Source organism: Tenacibaculum haliotis (genome assembly GCF_025215075.1).
Lineage (GTDB): Bacteria > Bacteroidota > Bacteroidia > Flavobacteriales > Flavobacteriaceae > Polaribacter > Polaribacter haliotis_B.
On sequence record NZ_JAOBTH010000024.1, the window covers coordinates 85,685 to 104,981 of the forward strand.

Annotated in this window: 16 protein-coding genes; 12 read left to right on the top strand and 4 right to left on the bottom strand. The window is 30.6% G+C overall.

The genetic code is table 11. The features are described 5' to 3' along the window. Positions 1-10 precede the first annotated feature (10 nt). Together N2251_RS04680 and N2251_RS04685 are read right to left on the bottom strand one after the other, a co-directional pair. Positions 11-778 carry an enoyl-CoA hydratase/isomerase family protein gene (locus N2251_RS04680; protein WP_260585554.1) on the bottom strand — a complete coding sequence of 256 codons (768 nt, stop codon included), beginning with the start codon at positions 776-778 and terminating at the stop codon, positions 11-13. Positions 779-802: 24 nt separating this feature from the next. After that, a complete protein-coding gene (locus N2251_RS04685; RefSeq protein ID WP_260585555.1) occupies positions 803-2,137 on the bottom strand; it encodes an MATE family efflux transporter in 1,335 nt (444 codons plus the stop codon). 136 nt (positions 2,138-2,273) lie between these two features. Here N2251_RS04685 and N2251_RS04690 point away from each other — a divergent pair, with 136 nt between their 5' ends. Continuing rightward, positions 2,274-3,068, top strand: coding sequence for a universal stress protein (locus N2251_RS04690; protein ID WP_260585556.1), 795 nt, complete (start codon positions 2,274-2,276; stop codon positions 3,066-3,068). Positions 3,069-3,202: 134 nt separating this feature from the next. On the opposite strand, the gene mutS is transcribed toward N2251_RS04690, so the two are convergent. Then, positions 3,203-5,812 carry a DNA mismatch repair protein MutS gene (gene mutS, locus N2251_RS04695; protein WP_260585557.1) on the bottom strand — a complete coding sequence of 870 codons (2,610 nt, stop codon included), beginning with the start codon at positions 5,810-5,812 and terminating at the stop codon, positions 3,203-3,205. A 64-nt stretch (positions 5,813-5,876) separates the two neighbouring features. On the opposite strand from mutS, the gene N2251_RS04700 reads away from it, so the two are divergent. The 8 genes from N2251_RS04700 (at position 5,877) to N2251_RS04735 (ending at position 13,760) form a co-directional block, all read left to right on the top strand. Next, positions 5,877-6,407 (top strand): RNA methyltransferase, encoded by a 531-nt coding sequence (locus N2251_RS04700; RefSeq protein WP_260585558.1) that lies wholly within the window; start codon positions 5,877-5,879, stop codon positions 6,405-6,407. 344 nt (positions 6,408-6,751) lie between these two features. Next, a complete protein-coding gene (glpK, locus tag N2251_RS04705; protein WP_260585559.1) occupies positions 6,752-8,233 on the top strand; it encodes a glycerol kinase GlpK in 1,482 nt (493 codons plus the stop codon). A 100-nt stretch (positions 8,234-8,333) separates the two neighbouring features. Continuing rightward, positions 8,334-9,050 (top strand): hypothetical protein, encoded by a 717-nt coding sequence (locus N2251_RS04710; protein ID WP_260585560.1) that lies wholly within the window; start codon positions 8,334-8,336, stop codon positions 9,048-9,050. Next, a complete protein-coding gene (locus tag N2251_RS04715) occupies positions 9,037-10,086 on the top strand; it encodes a sensor histidine kinase (RefSeq protein ID WP_260585561.1) in 1,050 nt (349 codons plus the stop codon). The genes N2251_RS04710 and N2251_RS04715 overlap by 14 nt, the downstream gene beginning before the upstream one ends. Positions 10,087-10,088: 2 nt before the next feature. After that, positions 10,089-10,781, top strand: coding sequence for a LytR/AlgR family response regulator transcription factor (locus N2251_RS04720; protein WP_260585562.1), 693 nt, complete (start codon positions 10,089-10,091; stop codon positions 10,779-10,781). Then, complete coding sequence (locus N2251_RS04725) at positions 10,762-11,304, top strand: pyridoxamine 5'-phosphate oxidase family protein (RefSeq protein WP_260585563.1); 543 nt, start codon at positions 10,762-10,764, stop codon at positions 11,302-11,304. Before N2251_RS04720 ends, N2251_RS04725 begins: the two co-directional genes overlap by 20 nt. A 349-nt stretch (positions 11,305-11,653) precedes the next feature. Beyond that, positions 11,654-12,325: a phosphoglycolate phosphatase gene (locus N2251_RS04730; RefSeq protein WP_260585564.1), complete on the top strand. Its 672-nt coding sequence runs from the start codon at positions 11,654-11,656 to the stop codon at positions 12,323-12,325. A 1-nt stretch (position 12,326) separates the two neighbouring features. Beyond that, the gene (locus N2251_RS04735; protein WP_260585565.1) at positions 12,327-13,760 is read left to right on the top strand and encodes an NAD(P)-binding protein; all 1,434 of its coding nucleotides are present in this window, start codon (positions 12,327-12,329) and stop codon (positions 13,758-13,760) included. A gap of 380 nt (positions 13,761-14,140) precedes the next feature. Here N2251_RS04735 and N2251_RS04740 read toward each other — a convergent pair whose 3' ends face one another. Continuing rightward, complete coding sequence (locus N2251_RS04740) at positions 14,141-15,319, bottom strand: acyl-CoA dehydrogenase family protein (RefSeq protein WP_260585566.1); 1,179 nt, start codon at positions 15,317-15,319, stop codon at positions 14,141-14,143. A 140-nt stretch (positions 15,320-15,459) separates the two neighbouring features. Between N2251_RS04740 and rnpA the strand changes: the two genes are divergently transcribed. From rnpA to N2251_RS04755, 3 genes are read left to right on the top strand one after another with little or no spacing between them, the layout of a single operon-like run. Then, complete coding sequence (gene rnpA, locus N2251_RS04745) at positions 15,460-15,843, top strand: ribonuclease P protein component (protein ID WP_260585567.1); 384 nt, start codon at positions 15,460-15,462, stop codon at positions 15,841-15,843. After that, on the top strand, positions 15,833-17,458 hold the full coding sequence (locus N2251_RS04750; RefSeq protein ID WP_260585568.1) for a S41 family peptidase: 1,626 nt from the start codon (positions 15,833-15,835) through the stop codon (positions 17,456-17,458). The genes rnpA and N2251_RS04750 overlap by 11 nt, the downstream gene beginning before the upstream one ends. Positions 17,459-17,500: 42 nt before the next feature. Continuing rightward, a complete protein-coding gene (locus N2251_RS04755; RefSeq protein WP_260585569.1) occupies positions 17,501-19,180 on the top strand; it encodes a DUF6909 family protein in 1,680 nt (559 codons plus the stop codon). The last annotated feature ends 117 nt before the right edge of the window (positions 19,181-19,297 follow it).

Here is a 19,297-nt window from a genome sequence, read left to right on the forward strand (position 1 = left end):
AAAATAATTTTTATTTTTTGAACTTTGCCAATGCTTTTTTAGTGAAATCAGATAATACCAACTTACCTGACGTTTCGGCTCTTTCTATCAATAATTCTTGCCAATACTCAGTTCCTTTCCACAATGCGCTTTTCATTTCTGATAAGGCTTCTGGATTATAAGAAGCCAATTTTTCAGTAAAAAGAGTTAACTCTTTATCTAAATCGGTAATAGAATCAAAAACACGCGCGTATAAACCTTTCTCTTTTGCCCAATAAGCATTTTTCCAATTAGAAGCATCTAAAGTTAATTCAGCTAAACCACTTACACTAATTTTACGCTCTACAGCAGGCGCAATTACAAACGGGCCAATACCTATTGTAAATTCAGATAACTTAATAGAAGCATGCTCAGTTGCCAATACGTAATCACAAGCTGCTGCTAAACCAACTCCGCCACCAACTGTTTTTCCTTGCACCCGACCTACAATTAATTTAGAACAACGACGCATTGCATTTAACACGTTTGCAAAGCCCGAAAAGAATTGTTTTCCATCTTCCAAATTATCAATTGCAACAAGTTCATCAAACGAAGCACCTGCACAAAAAGCGCGATCTCCTTCAGATTTTAAAACGATTACTGATACTTCATCGTTACTCGACAATTTATCAAATTCATTCGCTAAACGCGCTAATAACTCACTAGGAAACGAATTACTTGCCGGATGCCCGAATACAATAGTTGCTATTTTATTATCAATATGCGTGTATAAACTTCCGTTTTCTCTTGTTGTTGTCATTTTGAGATTATTTTATCCTCAAAATTACACTTTTTGTGAGCGTGATAAAAACGTATTTCTAAATTTAAAAATTAAAGGAATTCCACGAGCAATTATCCAAGCAAAAAAAGCAATCCAAATAGCATGCAATTTATAATCTATCGAATCAAAAAATAATAAAGTCGGAATAAAAACTAGTCCTGTTGAAAGTAATAATACATTTCTTAAATATTTCATTTCTCCCATTCCTTTAAACATTCCGTCATAAATAAATGCTATCGAACAAATTGGTTGCATTACTAAAATAATCCAAAAAGTATTATAAAACTCCGTTAACACTTCTTGTTCTTGTGTAAAAATATTTCCAATAAAATTATAAAACCCAAATCCGACAAGTGCTAAAATGCTACCAAATGCAAAACCATAAATAATTAGTTTATTGCCTAATTTAACTAAATTGGTATAATCTTTTGCTCCTAATAATTTTCCAGACAATATATTTCCTGCGGATGAATATCCATCAATCATAAAGGCACCCATCAACCATAAATTAAGTCCGATTGTATAAGCAGCTATATATTCTTTTCCGTATGAGGTTGCATAAGATGTTGCAAAATACAACGCCGTATTTAAAGCGATTGTACGAACAAATAGATTTAAAATCATATTTATAAACCTCGGAATTTCTTTATTAAAGGGAAGCTTGAATTTTAATGAAATATCGGTTTTTGTTACTAATAAACACCCCGAAATAAGTGCCATTACAATTTGTGCTATTACACTTGCATAAGCAGCTCCTGCAATATTCATTGCAGGTATATAACCCTCTACACCGTATACTAAAACAACATCAAATGCTATATTTACAATAGTACCAATAATAGCGATTAGCATTGGATAATAAGTGTTTTGCAGCCCTCTAAAAGTACCGAAAATAGCAATTACAAATAGCGTAAACGGAAAACCAAAAACACGTATTTTATAGTAATCTATCGCATATTCTAAAATAGTACCTGAAGCATTGTAAAACTGAAATATTTCTTTCGTAAACGGATAACTGATTCCTAAAATAATCAAGCTCGTTATCAATATTATTAAAATTGCTTGTGCTGGTAAATTTTTAACCTCGTCTAATTTATTAGCGCCAACATATTGTGAAATGATAGACGAAATTCCGCTACGAGCTTGCCCGAAAACCCAAATAAGCATCGATAAAAAAGCACCTACAATTCCGATTGCAGCAATACTTTCTGTTGCATTATAATCAATATTTCCTACAATTGCTAAATCTGTCGTAGACAATAAAGGCTCTGCAACTCCCGCTATTAAAGCCGGAAAAGCGAGTTTGTTAACTTTTTTAAAACTGATATCGTAACTCATATTCTCTTATTAACAACAAAAGAACAGTTATTCTTGTACACTAAGAAGTAAATCTGTTAAAATAACCTATTTTTAGTATTAATTATCTTTGTATATTACTTGCCGTATCAAAATTATAAAGCCACAAAAACATTTTATGAAACATATATTAGTTCCTATTGGTTCAACAGACAACTCAATAAATACCTTACAATATGCAATAGATTTTGCCGAAGCTGTGAATGCAAAAATATTTGTAATGCGCGCCTATAAAGTATTATCAAAAGCAGGAGCTTTTGTAAATGCTGATGATACGATGCAGCGAGAAACAAATTTATATTTACGAGCGATGATTAATGCTGTTGACAGAAAAAATGTAACTATAAAAATGATTTCTGCTAAAGGAAATGTGTTAGAAAGTATTACCTCTATAAACAGAGAATTAAATATCGATTTAATTATTATGGGCCCTAAAAGTAATTCTATTAAAGACGAAATGTTTTTAGGAAGTACTTCTGGTAGTATTTTAAAACAAACCGATATTCCTATGTTGGTTGTCCCTGAAGGTTATAAATTTATTCCTATAAAATCTGTGTTAACCGCTTTTAAATCGGGAGTTATGAATAAAAAAAACGTGCTAGATCCTTTGCGTAAAATTTTAGATACTTTTGTTGCTTCATCTAATTTATTGTTGGTAAAAACACCTAACTATACCGAAGAAGATTTAGTTTTAGATGCCGCATTAAAAAGCACTCAAAACAATTTAACGGTTACAGAAAACGCTACTACTTTTCAAGGAGTGTTAGAACATTTTCAAGCCCACAATCCTGATTTATTGTGTGTGTTTAGAAGAAAGAGAGGGTTTTTTCAAAAACTTTGGGAAAGTAATACAATTCTAAAAAAAGAATTTCATTGTAGTATTCCTTTACTTGTTTTAAGAGGAAAATTATAATATTAACAAACTGTTTAGAGAGGTTTTAAGCCGTTATTCTGAACTTGTTTCAGAATCAAATCATACCGATAACCAATTTGTATGAGAACCTGAAATAAATTCAGGTTGACGAAAATTGATCTTTCTAAACAGTTTTACTTTTTTACCAACATTCGCTTAATTTCATTCAACTTCATTAAAGCTTCAATTGGCGTAAGCGTATCAATATTTGTCGCTAAAATTTCGTCACGAATATCTTCTAACAAAGGATCGTCTAATTGAAAAAAGCTCATTTGCATATCTTCGTGTTGGCTATCTTTTAAAACCTCTTTTACTTCTTTATGAGCGTTATTTTCTTCTAATTTTTTAAGAATTTTTTGCGCTCTACTAATTACCAAATTCGGCATTCCAGCAAGCTTAGCTACATGAATACCAAAACTATGATTGCTACCACCAGCAACCAATTTACGCAAGAAAATAATACTATCTTTTAATTCTTTTACTGATACATTAAAGTTTTTAATTCGCTTAAACGTCGTTGTCATTTCATTTAATTCGTGATAATGCGTAGCGAATAGCGTTTTTCCTTTTGATGGATGCTCGTGTAAATATTCGGCAATAGCCCAAGCAATTGAAATTCCGTCGTAAGTAGAAGTTCCTCTACCAATTTCATCTAACAATACCAAACTACGTTCTGATATATTATTTAAGATTGATGCGGTTTCGTTCATTTCAACCATAAAAGTAGATTCTCCCATCGAAATATTATCACTCGCTCCTACTCTGGTAAAAATCTTATCAACAATACCAATTCGGGCATTCTGAGCCGGAATATAACTTCCCATTTGAGCCAACAAAACAATTAAAGCTGTTTGACGTAATATAGCCGATTTACCCGACATATTGGGACCTGTAATCATGATTATTTGTTGCTGGTTACGATTTAAAACCACATCATTTGCAATATACTCTTCGCCAATTGGCAATTGTTTTTCTATTACTGGGTGACGCCCATTTTTAATTTCTATATCTGTACTGTCATCCATCATCGGACGAACATAGTTGTTATCTATTGCCAATTGAGCAAACGACAATAACACATCTATCTTTGCAATATTTTGAGCATTTTGCTGTACTGGCTTTACAAAGCCAATAATAAACTGAACTAGTTTCGCAAAAATATCTGCTTCTAATTGCTGAATTTTCTCTTCGGCTCCTAATATTTTTGTTTCGTATTCCTTTAACTCTTCGGTAATATAACGCTCGGCATTTACCAAAGTTTGCTTACGAATCCACTCTTCAGGAACCTGATCTTTAAACCTATTCCGAACCTCAATATAATAGCCAAAAACGTTATTAAAGGCGATTTTTAAACTCGTAATACCCGTGCGTTCTATTTCACGAGCCAACATTTTATCTAAATACTCTTTACCTGAATTAGAGATACTTCTCAGTTCATCTAACTCTGTAGAAACTCCGCTTGCAATAGCATTTCCTTTATTAATATTCACCGGAGCTTCTTCTAAAACTGAAGCAGTAATTTTATCAATTAATAGTTTACAATCGTGTAATTGCTTTCCTATTTCTTGTACTGTTTTGTTATTCGCTTTTTCTGCGGATGTTTTTATTGGTAGAATAGCTTTTAACGAGTTTTTTAATAAGATAACCTCTCTAGGAGAAACCTTACCTGTGGCTACTTTCGAAATCAACCTTTCTATATCTGAAACCTGATTTAATTGATACGCAACAGTTTCGAAAAAAGCATCGTTATCTATTAAAAACTTTACCAATTCATGGCGTTTTTTAATCTGCTCTAAATCTTTTAACGGTAATGCCAACCAACGCTTTAACAACCTTCCTCCCATAGGAGAAATTGTTTTATCAATAACGTTTAATAACGAAACAGCATTTACATCATTTCCGCCGTATAACTCTAAGTTTTTAACGGTAAAACGATCCATCCACACATAATTATCTTCAGCAATTCTGCTTATCGATTGAATATGCTCTATTTTATTATGCTGTGTTTCTGATAAATAATACATAGCTGCACCACCAGCTACAATACCTTGCTCTAATTCTTCAACTCCAAATCCTTTTAAATTTTTAACTTTAAAATGATTACTTAATAAATCATTTCCATATTCCTTTTGAAAAACCCAGTCTTCTAAATAAAAAGTATGAAAACGATTGGTGAACAATTCTAAAAATCGTTGTTTATTTTTTTTCTCAACCAACACTTCACTCGGCGTAAAGTTTTGCAAAAGTTTATCGATATACTCTTCGTTTCCTTGCGCAATTAAAAACTCTCCTGTAGAAACATCTAAAAAAGAAACACCTACTATTTTCTTTCCAAAATGTACTGCGGCTAAAAAATTATTCGATTTCGATTGCAATACCTCATCATTTAAAGCAACACCTGGAGTAACCAATTCGGTAACACCACGCTTTACAATCGTTTTTGTCATTTTAGGATCCTCTAACTGATCGCAAATAGCAACACGTAATCCCGATTTTACTAATTTAGGCAAATAGGTATTTAACGAATGATGCGGAAAACCAGCTAAAGCAGTTTCACTTTCGCTACCGGCACCTCTTTTTGTTAAAATAATCCCTAAAATTTTAGATGCTTTTACTGCATCTTCACCAAAGGTTTCGTAGAAATCTCCCACTCTAAACAGTAACATTGCATCCGGATATTTAACTTTAATTCCGTTGTATTGTTGCATTAGCGGAGTTACCTTTTTTGCCTTTGTTTTTGCCAACTTTTTAGATTTTTTCAATTAGTTTTGCGAAGATAAATATTCGATTTTAAAGTTAACATTATTTATGAGAAAACTAAAAAATAGTGAGTTAGGTAGAATTACGGTTGATGAGTTTAAACAAACCGAAAAAACACCCATCATTGTCGTGTTAGATAATATCCGTAGTTTAAATAATGTGGGATCGGTTTTTAGAACTTCGGATGCTTTTTTGATTGAAAAAATATATCTCTGCGGAATCACAGCTACTCCGCCAAACAAAGAGATTCATAAAACAGCTTTAGGAGCTACCGAGTCCGTTGCATGGGAACATGTTGAGAGTACAATTGAGTTAGTTGAAAAATTAAAACAAGATAACGTTAAAGTATTAGCCATTGAGCAAGCTGAGAATAGTACGAAACTAAATAAATTTACTCCCGAAGCTAATCAAAAATATGCCGTTGTAATGGGAAATGAAGTAAAAGGCGTACAACAAGAAGTAGTTTCTGCTGCCGATTTTTGTATTGAAATTCCGCAATTAGGCACCAAACATTCTTTAAATATCTCTGTTAGTTGCGGCGTTGTACTTTGGGATTTATTTAATAAAATCACTTTATAAGTAAGAAAAATAATTACAACTCACATCTAAATATATAATACTGCGGAAAAACACAGTTTTTTAAACCGAATAGCTATTATATATTTGCAGCGTTCTTTTGAAGAAAAATTTAAGGGGAATTTTTTGAACAGTAAAAATTTGGGGATTTTTTTACTAAAAAAACTATAAACTTATTAAACAGATTTTCATCAACTTTTATTAAAGTAAAAGTATTGACTAACTGTTAAAATACGAGTAGTAACTAACAAAGGGATAAAACCTTCTTGATAAAATTATCAAGAAGGTTTTTTATTTGCCTAATTTTAAATTGTAAATTGCTTTTTTAATTATTCATTACAATTTAAATGGCAAAATACATTGTTGCGTTAGATCAAGGTACTACAAGCTCTCGTTCGGTAATTATTAACGAATTGGGAGAAATTATTGCAATGAATCAACAGGAATTTGAACAATTATTCCCGCATCCTGGCTGGGTGGAGCATAATGCTGAAGAGATTTTAAATACGCAAATTTCTACATTAAAACTAGCAATTCAAAAAGCTAATATTTCACCTGCTGAAATTGTTGGAATTGGTATTACCAATCAAAGAGAAACCACCGTTGTTTGGAATAAAAAAACAGGTAAACCCATATACAATGCTATTGTTTGGCAAGACAAACGAACTGCTAGTATTTGTGAAAAATTAAAAGCAAGAGGATTAGAAAACTACGTACGTAAAACTACTGGCTTAGTAATAGATAGTTATTTTTCTGCCACTAAAATAAATTGGATTTTAAATAACGTTAAAGATGCTAAATTAGAAGCCGATAAAGGAAATTTATTATTCGGAACTATTGATACTTGGTTACTTTGGAATTTAACCAACGGTAAAGTTCATGCCACGGATTATAGTAACGCTTCTCGTACCATGCTGTATGATATTAAAAATTTATGTTGGGATGAAAAATTATTAAAAGAACTCAATATTCCTATTGCAATGTTACCTGAAGTAAAACCCTCTTCACATCATTTTGGAAATTATGAATTAGATGAATATAAAATTCCGATTGCAGGAATTGCTGGTGATCAACAAGCTGCACTTTTCGGGCAAGCATGTTTTACTAAAGGTGAAGCTAAAAACACCTACGGTACCGGCTGTTTTATGTTAATGAATACCGGTGAAAACCTTGAATACTCTAAAAACGGATTGCTAACTACTATTGCCTGGGGAATTGATAATAAGATATATTATGCACTTGAAGGAAGTGTATTTGTTGCAGGATCGGCAATACAATGGTTACGTGACGGATTACAAATTATTAGCAATGCTGATGAAAGTGAAGCTTTAGCTAAACAGGTTAAAGGAGAAAATCCTGTATATGTTGTTCCTGCTTTTGCTGGTTTAGGTGCCCCATATTGGGACATGTATGCACGTGGTGCTATCTTCGGATTAACTAGAGATACGGGTAAAAATCATTTAATAAAAGCTACTTTAGACTCACTTGCCTACCAAACTAAAGATATTTTAGAGGTAATGCAAAAAGACAGTGAAGTTAAATTAACTTCCTTAAAGGTTGATGGTGGAGCTTGTGCTAATGACTACTTAATGCAATTTCAGGCAGATATTTTAAACACAAAAGTTGAACGACCTGAAATTATTGAAACCACCATTATGGGCGCTGCTTATTTGGCGGGTATTTGTGTGGGACTATGGAAACAAGAGGATATTTTAAATAGACGAAAAATTAACAACACCTTTACTCCTGCTTTTCCTTCAGAAAAAAGAGAAAAATTATACGCTAAATGGCAAAAAGCTGTTGAACGTACTAAAGATTGGGAAGATTAATACCAGCTTCACCGAGAAAAAAACAGTGTTGGTCTAAAAAACTTACTTTTCATTAGTCTTTTTTATTTTTTTGCTTCAAATAATTCTAAATTTGATGATCATGAAAATTAAAAACACCGTATTAGTTATTGCAAGTATACTTTTATTAAGTTCTTGTGTTGTTAAATCTTTAAATCCGTTTTACACAAAAGACACCATTTCTTTTGATAAAAAATTTATTGGTGAATGGGAAGATTCAAGGAAAGGAACCTGGAAAGTATTAAGATTTACAAATGTATTATTTAATGATAATAAAACAAATATAGATACGACTTATAATAAAGGAAGTCTTAATATTAAAGTAAAAGTTTCACCAGTTAATTTATCTAAAGAAGATAAACTACTATATTCAAAATATAAAAATAGTTATGCCATTCTAAGAACTTATAATGATAAGGAAGTTGTTTTTATTGCAACTCCTTTTAAGATTAACGATCAAATGTTTTTAGATTTTTTCCCATTAGAAAATCAAGAAGGCATTGATAACTTACTTGAAAGTCACTTTGTATATACACATAGTTTAGTAAAATATGATGTAAAGACAAATGGAACTATTGATATAAAATGGCTAGATGAAGATAAAATTAAAACACTTTTTGAAGAGAAAAAAATTAAGATTAAACACGAAACAACTGGCATGTTAAATGAAAAATATTTATTAACAGCTTCCTCTAAAGAATTGCAAAAATTCGTAAAAAAATACATGGCTTCCAATGATTCTGAAAAATGGAATACTTCAACGAAATTTACATTAAGTAAAACAGATGCTACAGAATAAATTCATCTTAACAAGAACAAATTCTCATAATAAGGTAATCTTTAATACCATATTATGGGTTTGTTCATTTATTATTTTATTGTTTCTTTTTTCTGGAAGTTCATCTCCTTCAAAAATTGATTATATATACACTACTTGCTTTATAATTACATTAATTATACCTGTTTCATTCACCTTGTATTTACTAATTCCTAAATATTTAAAAAAAGAGAAAAATCTTGTTTTTATTATCTTTTTCATACTAAATATAGTAGTCTTTTCAGAATTAAATCCTTGGTTTTTTGAACTGATTGTTAATACTTTCTTTTCTGATTATTATTTTATATCCTACCATAATACAATAGAAATATATTTTATATTTTTCATCTTTTTGATGTTAACTTCCTTAATAAAATTAGGAGAAGATTGGGTGTATTTAAATCAAATAGAAAACAATGTTTTAAAAGCTCAAAAACAAGAAATAGAACAGCAATTATATTATTTAAAAGGGCAGATAAATCCACATTTTTTATTCAATTCTTTAAACGTTTTATATTCTCTTGCTATTGATAAAAAAGAGGATATAACAAACGCAATTTTACAATTATCAGGTATTTTAAGATATGTTATTTACGATGTTGAAACTGATAAAATTCCTATTGAAAAAGAAATTACTTTGATTCAAAATTATATTGAATTCGAAAAAAACAGACACGTAAAAGATTCTAAAATTAGTTTTGATTTTAAAATTGAAAATAATTTTGAGATTTACCCAATGTTATTGTTGCCTTTATTAGAAAACAGTTTTAAACACGGATTAAAATCAGGCATTAAAAACCCTTTTATTGATATTAAATTAATTGTTGAAAATAAAAAACTTCATTTTACTATTATCAATAATTTTAAAGAAATCACCACAAATAATCTTACCACTGATAATGGAATTGGATTAGAGAACATTCAAAAAAACTTAATACTTATTTACCCAGAAAAACACTGGTTTTCAATAGAGAAAAAAGAGGAAATATTTACTACAAAATTAACAATCAATTTATAAGAATGAATATAAAATGTATAATTATTGATGATGAGCCTTCTTCACAAAACGTACTAAAATCGTTTGTTGATAAAATTGATTATTTAGATGTTTTACAAGTTTGTAATAATGCTTTAGAGGCATTAGATTTCTTAAAAAACAACACTGTTGATTTGCTTTTTTTAGATATAAATATGCCTCAACTTTCTGGTATTTCTTTTTATAAATCATTAAAAAATCCGCCAAAAGTAATTTTCACAACCGCTTATTCTGAATACGCTTTAGAAGGTTTTGAAGTTGAAGCCATCGATTATTTATTAAAACCTTTTTCTTTTGAACGTTTTGTGAAAGCAGTTACAAAAATAAAATCTTCGAATGATACTGAAATTGATCATATTATCATAAAATCTGAAAAGAAATTACATCAATTAAAAATTAATGATATTTATTATATTGAAGGTTTAGGAGACTATATTAAAGTTCACTTAAATAACAGTTTTCTAATAACATATAAATCTTTAAAAGATATGAATAACCTACTTCCAAAATCAATTTTTATACAGGTTCACAAATCATTTATAATAAACAGAAATAAGCTTGATTATATTGAAGGTAATTTGGCTGTTATTAACACAAAAAAGATACCTTTAGGTCAAAAATTTAAAGCTAGTTTTTTAAATAATATTAAGAGAATAAATGGCAAAATTCAACAATAAAATTACTTCGAGAGTTCAACAATTTATAGCAGCACAAAAAGTGTTTTTTGTAGCGACCTCTCCTAAAAACGGACGTATAAATTTATCTCCTAAAGGAATGGATTCTTTTCGTGTTTTAAACGAAAATCGCGTAGCTTGGTTAAGTGTTACTGGTAGTGGTAATGAAACCTCAGCACATTTATTAGACGACAATCGAATTACTATTATGTTTTGTGCTTTCGAAGGAGCACCTAATATTTTACGTTTATATGGCATGGCAAAAGAAGTTTTACCAAATGATGCTGAATGGGATGATTTAATTACTCAATTTCCAAAATTATCAGGAACTCGTCAAATATTTGATGTAACTGTTGAAAGCACACAAAATTCATGCGGAATGTCTATTCCTTTTTATGAATACAAAGAAGAACGAAATGAATTATTAGATTGGGCAGAAGAAAAAGGAGATACCGGAATTGAACAATACTGGGAAGATAAAAATAAAATTAGTATTGATGGGTTAAACACCAAGTTTAAAGATTAAATTTAATTTAAATATTAAGCAGATTTCTAACAATTTCGAGAACTCCTGATATAACGAATTGAACCTCAACATATCATTAAAGTTGACAAAATTTAAAAATGTGTACTTTCCTAAAATTAGTAGATAATTCATGAATAAGTTAGAAATAGTTAAGAATAAACCGAAAACATTAGGATACGTTGATATAACTATAAAAGCAAACAATAACTATATTTAATCTAAAATTCACTTTTTTTAGTTCTTAACCAAACTCTAAAAACTATTTAGTAGAATATATTATTTTCCAACATCATTATAAATATTTACTCTTTTAGTAAAACTTCCGCATCTTTGCTTCAAATTAAGCATTGTGGATTTTAAAAATAAAGAACTTATCATATTCGACTTTGATGGAACGCTTATTAATAGTATTCCTGATTTAACGTTGGCTATAAATAAAATGTTATCACATTATAATTTATCACCTTTAACAATAAAACAAGTTACTCCCTTTATTGGTAATGGCGCAAAGCCTTTGGTAAAAAGAGCGCTAGAATATTCAATAAAAAATAAAGAAGTCTCTACAACGCTTTTAAATGAGGCATTCGAAATTTATTTCTCTGCTTATAAAGAAGTTACTTGTGATGAAACATATATGTATCCTGATGTTTTAGAAACATTAAATTATCTACATAAAAAAGGATATAAAATGGTGATTTGTACTAATAAACCTTTTGGTTTTATTGAACCCATTTTAGATAAGTTATCAATTAAGCATTTTTTTAAATGTTGGATTGGAGAAGATTCTCTTTCAAAGAAAAAACCCAATGCTATTCCGCTTTTTCACTTAGCTAAAGAAATGAATATTACTATTAAAAAAAGCATCATGATTGGTGATTCTAAAAATGATATTCTTGCAGCACAAAATGCTAATATGGAAAGTATCGGTGTGAGTTACGGATATAATTACAACGAAAATATTTCAGATTATAACCCTACCATAGTGATTGATAACTTTGCTGAGTTACAAGAATTGTTTTAACATGGATAAAATTTATAATGTAGGTATTATTGGTGGTGGAATTTCTGGTGTTGTTGTAGCGTTAGAATTAGCTAAACACAACGTTGACACTATTTTATTTGAACAAGAAAAAAGTCTTGTAAATGGCCCTCCTTTTTGTCATTTACATGCTGGCGGTAATTTATATCCCGACATTTCTGATGAGCAATGTAAAATACTTATGAAAGAAGCGATAGGTATGGCAAGATTATTCCCACAATCTATTGACGAAAGGCCTACTTTTATTAGCATTCCTACATCAGAAAAATACGAAGTAAGTAAAATTAATAGTCGTCTTGAAATGCTGGTCGAGTATTACAAAAAATTAATAACCGAAGATCCTTTTAATAAAGTTCTCGGCGCTCCAGAAGATTATTATAAAGCATATACTAAAGACGATTTAAATGCTTTAGCAAAACAACCAACTGTTAAACATCCAAAATCAGCTGATGAATGGATGTCGAATACTATTAAATTAATTGATTATAAAAAATTAAAAACACCGGTATACATAGTTCAAGAATATGGGTGGAATCTTTTTAGGTTAGGAGCCCAAGCTCAATTAGCTTTAAATAAAACCGAGAAATGTACTCTAAAAACTAATACTAATGTTACGAATATTAAAGATGTTCGGAATAAAAATGTAGATTACAACTGGGAAGTACAGACTAGTGATTCATTGTATAAAGTTAACTATTTGATAAATTCATGTGGATTTAAAACAGGAGAAATTGATACTCATTTAGACTTAAATGCAGCTCGTTTAATTGAATTTAAAGCTGCCTATGTTTCTAAATGGAAACCTATTTCAGGTTTAATTCCTGAACTTATTTTTCACGGTGAACGTGGTACACCAAACGGAATGGTACAACTGACCCCTTATTGTGAAGATTATTATCAAATTCATGGAATGACAGCGGATGTTACCTTATTCAAAAATGGATTGATACACTCTAAAAATAATGAACCGCAGCCTAAATTTAACGATGCTATTAATCAAAAAATACATCATGGTTGGAAAAAAGAAGAAATAAAAACAAGAACTGAAAACGCTATTAAACTTGTTACTCAGTTTTTACCTACATTTAAATCTGCTACCGTTGGAGGACCTCCACTTTACGGAGCCCAACAGATTCATGGTGATGATCCAAATTTAAGAGTTGGTGAAGTTAGTTTTCCTCATAAATATTATGCACGATGTGAAATTATTAAAGCCTCATCTGCCTTAACCGTTGCAAATAAAATAATTCATAAAATCCAGGAAGAAAAAATTATCCCTTTAATTCCAAAAAGCTTACCTCAAAATTTATTATTAGATCGTATTTCAAAAAACGAAATTAACAAACTAGCTAGTAAATTAGCCATTCAACGTGGTTACCCAAAAGCATTATCTCAACTGGTTATTGATAGAAAATAATACTACTTTCTAAAACCTGATAAAAATCATGTTTTAAACAAATATATCTGTATATTTTTGTAGTGTTAATTTAGATACAACATGATACAATTAGTTAATACCCCTCTAGTTTCTTGGACAAACGGCACCATTATGATTGCAATATTTGGGTTGGTTTGTATAGGGCTAGTTGTTACACTTTTACTTCTTATAAGTACTGGCAAGAAAAAAGAATAGCAAATTGTATTAAATATTTTTTTAATAGTTGATTTTAGGAGAAGTGCTCTGTTTATATGTTGGTGGTTTAACGTCTAGAGTACTTCTTCTTATTTAAAAGTAGTTAATTTAAGAAGAAATGGTGCTGTTTATATACTGGGGGATAGTATTCAGAACATTTCTTCTTATTTAAATGCATTTAAACCAGTAATATCTAAACCGGTAATTAATAAATGAACATCATGTGTTCCTTCATAGGTAATTACGCTTTCTAAATTCATAGCATGTCTCATAATAGAATATTCTCCTGATATTCCCATAGCTCCTAAAATTTGCCTTGCCTCTCTTGCTATTTTTATAGCCATATCTACATTATTACGTTTTGCCATAGATATTTGAGCAGATGTTGCGCGTCCTTCATTTTTTAACACACCTAACCTCCATGTTAATAATTGTGCTTTGGTGATTTCAGTAATCATTTCGGCTAATTTTTTTTGTTGTAATTGAAACTGACCTATAGGTTTACCAAACTGTGTACGCTCTTTTGCATAACGCAAAGCAGTATCATAACAATCCATTGCAGCACCAATAGCACCCCAAGCAATACCGTAACGAGCGGCATCTAAACACAACAAAGGTGCTCCTAATCCAGATTTATTTGGTAATATGTTTTCTTTAGGAATTTTAACATTATCAAAAATAAGCTCACCAGTTATTGATGCCCTTAACGACCATTTATTATGTGTTTCGGGTGTAGAAAAACCTTCCATACCTCTTTCAACAAGTAAACCATGAATACGTCCTTCTTCATTTTTTGCCCAAACCACTGCAACATCACAAATTGGCGCGTTAGAAATCCACATTTTAGCTCCGTTTAACAAATAATGATCTCCCATGTCTTTAAACTTGGTTTCCATGCCTGACGGATTACTTCCATGGTTAGGTTCTGTTAACCCAAAGCTTCCCATCCATTCGCCTGATGCTAATTTTGGTAAATATTTTTTTCGTTGTGCTTCATTTCCGTAATTATAAATTGGGCCCATTACTAACGAAGATTGTACCGAAGCGGTAGATCTAATTCCGCTATCACCACGTTCTAATTCCTGCATAATTAATCCGTAGGAAATTTGATCTAATCCTGCGCCTCCATATTCAGTAGGAATATACGAACCAAAAGCACCAACCTCAGCTAAACCATTAACTAATTGTGTTGGAAATTTTGCTTCTTGCGCAGCATCTTCAATAATTGGAGATAAATTTTTCTTTACCCATTCACGGGCTGTATCTCTAACAAGTTTGTGTTCATCAGTTAACAAATCATCAGTTTGATAATAATCAGGTGCTTGAAATAAATCGGCTTTCATAAGTTTACTTTAAAGTTAATTACTAACGTTGTATATGTTGATGATTTGTAAATTAATTACAGTGGTTCTATTTAAAAGTATTGATTCAAAAATACTCAAAAAAAAGGTTTTTAGTAGCGATTTATGTATGTTTGTAATAGATGAGATTTACGCTAGGACAACAAGAACGATTAAAGAGCAAAAAGCTAATAGAAAAACTATATGAAGAAGGGAAATCTATAAAGGTTTTTCCGCTTCGAATGGTATATGTACAAACTGAACATACTTCAAAATTTCCTGTTCAGGTTGGGGTTTCTGTTCCAAAAAGGAATTTTAAAAGCGCTGTTGATAGAAATCGCATAAAACGCTTATTGCGAGAAACCTACAGAAAAGAAAAACACACGGTTTATGACGCTGTAAATCAACCGTATGTATTTATGATTTCTTATATTGCAAAAGATGAATGGACGTATGCTGATATAGAGCGTAAAATGCAGAAATTATTAACACTTTTTGTAGCAGAAACTACCAAGGATGAAAAATAGAAAAGTACTTTTTTTTAGCGCTCTAGTTATTATCTCATTGTTATTCTCATTTCAATCTCGTTTTTTTGAAATAGCGAAACAAATAGAAATTTACAATAACTTATTTAAAGAGTTAAACATTAATTATATTAATGAAATTAACCCTGGTGATTTAACCGATAAAGCAATTAAAAACACGCTTAAAAACTTAGATCCTTATACCAATTTTTACAACGAACAAGATGTTGAAGATGCTCGTATTCGTCGTGAAGGAGAATATGGCGGCATCGGAATTACTACTTTTTACACAAAAAAAGGAATTGTTATTGCGGAAGTTTATAAAGGTTTTTCTGCGGATAAAGCAGGTTTAAAAACTGGGGATATTATTACCACTGTAAATGGGCAAAAATTAATTGAATTAGAGAAAAGTCAATATTCTCAAATGATAAAAGGAACTCCAAATAAAGAGCTTTCTTTAATTATTCTTAGAAACAACATCGCAAAAAACATCAGCTTAAAGCTAGATAAAGTTATTGTAAATCCAGTGCCTTTTTACGATATGATTGATGCCGAAACTGGGTATATTATTTTAACTCAATTTACCAATCAGAAGGCAACACAACAGGTTTCTAAAGCTTTTAGTGAATTGAAAGAAAAGGGAATGAAAAAGTTAGTGTTCGATTTACGTAGTAACCCTGGTGGTTCGTTATTTGATGCCGTAAATATTACTAATTTATTTATCCCTAAAGGATTAAAAGTAGTTGATACTCGTGGTAAGATTAAAAAAAATAGCAGAACTTATAACACCAATAGAGAGCCATTAGACACTGAAATTCCTATCGTTATTTTAATAAATGGGCGTTCTGCATCGGCTTCTGAAATTGTTTCTGGAGCTTTACAAGACTACGATCGTGCCGTAATTATGGGCGAACGTTCTTTTGGTAAAGGTTTGGTACAGCGATATTTTGAGCTGAATTACGGAACCCAAATGAAAGCAACTATTTCTAAATATTATACGCCTAGTGGCCGTTGTATTCAGGAATTAGATTATTCTAATCGTGATACAAAAACAGGTAAAGTTCCAAAGTTTTCTGACGGAGCGGTAAGTTTATTTACAACACAAAACGGACGAACAGTTTATGACGGTGGCGGGGTAACACCAGATATAAAAATGAATTTTTCTAAAAAAACTACCGAAACTAAAAAATTGCTCAAATCAAGAGCAATCTTTAATTTTGTAACTGATTTTACGAATAAAAATCAAAATTTAACTACTGAAAACTATCTTTTTAAAACTACTGATTTCAAAAATTTTAAAAACTACTTATTAAACAAAGACACTGTTTTTATAACTAAAGAAGAAAAATTATTTAAAACCGCATACCTTGCTGTAAAAAACAATGCTACTATTTCATCAGAATACAATACCATTCTTCAAAAATTAAAAAAAGAAAAAGTTAGTAAAATAGCATTGAATGAAGATGTTTTATCTAAAAATATACAAAACGAAATTGTAAAGCGATATGCCTACAAAGAAGGGATGTTTAAACATCAACTTCAAAATGATGAAACCATAAATAAAGCAGTAAACTTACTAAAGAATCAAAAAAAATATAATGCTATTTTAACAAAATAGTATCCATAACATAATTTGTATCTTTGACCTTTAAAAATAAATATGTCAAAACCCAACCATAAAGAACGTACCAGAGCCCAAGAATCAACCAATGCCATAGAAAAATTATACATTTCTATGCGTCATTTATTTAGTCGTGGTTTTTATAAACCGATGGGAATTTCTGGAGAAACATTACGTAAATCATTATTACAATTAAGACCTGAAATTTACGGATCGATTGCTGAAGATAAAACCGAATTAAACGGTTTAGTGTATATTATAGAGCGATTACCTGAAGGAATTGAAGAATGTCAGTTTATCTATTTAACAGCCGATGAAGGTTATAGGAACTCTAAATTCAAAACAATTGTTCCTCCAAAAAGAAGAAGAAATTGTTACCGTATTGATAAGGATCAAATGAATATTGAAATTACGCGTGGTCGTTCTGAAATTTACGATATTCTTACGCATCTTACTTTCTTATTTATAGAATCTCATAAAATTAAAGATCGTGTTGTTATTGATAATGGCGATGGTTTTATTAGAGAATGGGTGCATTTAGAAGAGGTTGTTTTGTATAACAAAACACTTACTGATGAAGAAAAAGATGTAATTGTTGTACACCTTGGTAATATCTTAGGGCGAACATACGACGAGGTATACGATGCTTATAATACGTTTGCTACTGAAGAAAACCCGAATCGTTTTTTCCACCTTATTTATTGGTTAGGTAAACTCGCTATAAACGAAGCACTTTTAGAAGAAAAACGCTCTGTAAAATTTAGTGCTGTTTTAATTGAAGAAATTGGGCATCATTTTTATGGTGAAATTTGGGCAAACAACATTAAAAAAAATCTTGTAGATAATAATTTACTAGAACGTCCTATTCATATTATTAGTGCCAATATGCACAGTGTTATGAATAGTATTTACGCACAAAACGCCTTACCAAAAGAAACAAAAAAACATAAAGGGTTTGAGCTTTTTGAGGTATTAAGTAATGCCAATAGTCAACCTTTACAAAAGGCTGTTAAAAATTACGCATCAGAAAACGGCTTGATTTATTTAAAAGATACTTCAGGAACCAATATTAATGTTCAAATTATTGATACTGAAAAAATCGATTTAGATACAACTTCATATGAAAAAGTAAATTCTGTAAGTGAAAAACCAGTTATTATTGTAATGGATTATGCTTTCGGAGAACAAGCATTTGAAACAATGGATGAACTGTTGAAGCCTTATAAAACAGGAAATAAATCTACTCATTTAGATGTTCTTTCGGTTTCTATTATGGGGAAAGCTGGTATTTTAGAAGGTGGTAAAGGTGATATTATGATTCCTTCTTCACATATTTTTGAAGGAACTGCTGATAATTATCCGTTTAAAAACGAATTAGCAAAAGAAGATTTAGAAGGGTTCGGTGTACAAGTTTTTGATGGAACGATGGTGAGTGTATTAGGAACTTCTTTACAAAATAAAGACTTACTTAAATTCTTCCACGATTCTACCTGGAATGTTATTGGGTTAGAAATGGAAGGCGCGCATTATCAAAAAGCAATTCAGTCTGCTTCTAAAATTAGAGGAAATGTACGAGAAGATATTAAAGTAAGATATGCATATTATGCTTCAGATAACCCGTTAGAAACAGGTGCAACACTTGCTTCTGGAGGATTAGGAATGAGCGGAGTAACACCAACCTATGCGATTACTCAAAAAATATTAGAACAAATATTTTAGTCGCTAGGCAATTGCCAAAAAATAAATTTTAAAAAGGCTTCTTTTAAGTAAAAAAGAGGCCTTTTTTGTTTTTTATCCGATTTTTGAGAATTGTTTTGCTCATAGCCTTTTTTCTTG

Bases quoted from the DNA above. Each gene is read 5' to 3' on its own strand.
- N2251_RS04680 (WP_260585554.1), bottom strand. From the start codon at position 778: ATGACAACAACAAGAGAAAACGGAAGTTTATACACGCATATTGATAAT.
- N2251_RS04685 (WP_260585555.1), bottom strand. From the start codon at position 2,137: ATGAGTTACGATATCAGTTTTAAAAAAGTTAACAAACTCGCTTTTCCG.
- N2251_RS04690 (WP_260585556.1), top strand. From the start codon at position 2,274: ATGAAACATATATTAGTTCCTATTGGTTCAACAGACAACTCAATAAAT.
- N2251_RS04700 (WP_260585558.1), top strand. From the start codon at position 5,877: ATGAGAAAACTAAAAAATAGTGAGTTAGGTAGAATTACGGTTGATGAG.
- glpK (WP_260585559.1), top strand. From the start codon at position 6,752: ATGGCAAAATACATTGTTGCGTTAGATCAAGGTACTACAAGCTCTCGT.
- N2251_RS04710 (WP_260585560.1), top strand. From the start codon at position 8,334: ATGAAAATTAAAAACACCGTATTAGTTATTGCAAGTATACTTTTATTA.
- N2251_RS04715 (WP_260585561.1), top strand. From the start codon at position 9,037: ATGCTACAGAATAAATTCATCTTAACAAGAACAAATTCTCATAATAAG.
- N2251_RS04720 (WP_260585562.1), top strand. From the start codon at position 10,089: ATGAATATAAAATGTATAATTATTGATGATGAGCCTTCTTCACAAAAC.
- N2251_RS04725 (WP_260585563.1), top strand. From the start codon at position 10,762: ATGGCAAAATTCAACAATAAAATTACTTCGAGAGTTCAACAATTTATA.
- N2251_RS04735 (WP_260585565.1), top strand. From the start codon at position 12,327: ATGGATAAAATTTATAATGTAGGTATTATTGGTGGTGGAATTTCTGGT.
- N2251_RS04740 (WP_260585566.1), bottom strand. From the start codon at position 15,319: ATGAAAGCCGATTTATTTCAAGCACCTGATTATTATCAAACTGATGAT.
- rnpA (WP_260585567.1), top strand. From the start codon at position 15,460: ATGAGATTTACGCTAGGACAACAAGAACGATTAAAGAGCAAAAAGCTA.
- N2251_RS04750 (WP_260585568.1), top strand. From the start codon at position 15,833: ATGAAAAATAGAAAAGTACTTTTTTTTAGCGCTCTAGTTATTATCTCA.
- N2251_RS04755 (WP_260585569.1), top strand. From the start codon at position 17,501: ATGTCAAAACCCAACCATAAAGAACGTACCAGAGCCCAAGAATCAACC.